At 48.9% G+C, this 1,556-nt stretch carries 1 protein-coding gene; it reads right to left on the reverse strand.

Annotated features, from left to right (window positions below; genetic code table 11):
* Positions 1 to 1,556, reverse strand: a 1,556-nt coding sequence (locus tag OI18_RS24740; RefSeq protein ID WP_205410089.1) for a hypothetical protein, incomplete at both ends; no start/stop codon positions are given.

The raw sequence follows: 1,556 nt of genomic DNA on the forward strand, positions 1-1,556 counted from the left end.
AGGTCACCACCTGCAGTTCCGCTCACTGGCAATGAAGTTGGGATTACACCGGGAGCCAGTTTAGCAGCCGTAATCGCACCATCTTGGACTTTTGTTGTAGTGATGGCATCGTTTGCAACCTTGGCAGTAGTCACCGCATTATCAGCAAGCTTCGCATTAGTAATGTTTGCATCAAGCACTTTCGCAGTAGTCACTGCATTGTTGGCCAGTTTATTATTATCTACCGAGGTATTTGCAAGTTTTGCAGTAGTCACCGCATTATCCGCAAGTTTCGCAGTAGTAATGTTGGCGTCAAGCACTTTCGCAGTAGTCACCGCATTAGCGCCAATGGTTGGATTGGGATAAGTACCTGTCAGGTCACCACCTGCAGTTCCGCTCACCGGTAATGAAGTCGGGATTACACCTGGAGCAAGTTTTGCAGCTGTGATGGCACCATCCAGAACTTTTGTTGTGGTGATGGCATCGTCGGCAACCTTGGCAGCAGTCACTGCATTGTTAGCAAGTTTAGAATTGTCTACTGAAGTATTTGCCAGCTTTGCAGTTGTAACTGCACCGTCAGCAAGTTTCGCAGTAGTGATATTGGCGTCAAGCACTTTCGCAGTAGTCACCGCATTTGCTCCAATGGTTGGGTTGGGATAGTTACCCGTAAGGTCACCACCGGCAGTCCCACTCACCGGTAATGAAGTTGGGATTACACCTGGAGCCAGTTTCGCAGCCGTGATGGCACCATCCAGAACTTTTGTTGTGGTGATGGCATCGTCTGCAACCTTGGCAGCAGTCACCGCATTGTTAGCAAGTTTCGCAGTAGTGATATTGGCATCAAGAACTTTCGCAGTAGTCACCGCATTTGCTCCAATGGTCGGGTTAGGATAAGTTCCGGTAAGGTCGCCACCTGCAGGCAATGTAGTTGGGATTACACCTGGAGCCAGTTTCGCAGCCGTAATGGAACCATCCTGAATCTTTGTTGTGGTGATGGCATTATCAGCAAGTTTCGCAGTAGTGATATTGGCGTCAAGAACTTTCGCAGTAGTCACCGCATTTGCTCCAATGGTCGGATTGGGATAAGTGCCGGTAAGGTCACCACCTGCTGTTCCGCTTACCGGTATAGAAGTTGGTATTACACCTGGAGCCAGTTTCGCAGCCGTAATCGCACCATCCTGAACTTTTGTTGTGGTGATGGCATCGTTTGCAACCTTTGCAGCAGTTACGGTATTGTCAGCCAGTTTGGTTCCTGTAACCGCTCCATCAGCAAGTTTCGCAGTTGTAATATTGGCATCAAGCACTTTCGCAGTAGTCACGGCATTTGCTCCAATGGTCGGGTTAGGATAAGTACCCGTTAGGTCACCGCCTGCATTTCCGCTTACCGGAATTGATGTAGGGATTACACCTGGAGCAAGTTTTGCCGCTGTGATGGCACCATCCAAAACCTTTGTTGTGGTGATGGCATCATTTGCAACTTTAGCAGCAGTCACTGCATTGTCAGCAAGTTTCGCGGTAGTAATATTGGCGTCAAGCACTTTCGCAGTAGTCACTGCATTCGCACCTATAGTCGGGTT

This window comes from Flavihumibacter solisilvae (genome assembly GCF_000814475.1).
GTDB lineage: Bacteria > Bacteroidota > Bacteroidia > Chitinophagales > Chitinophagaceae > Flavihumibacter > Flavihumibacter solisilvae.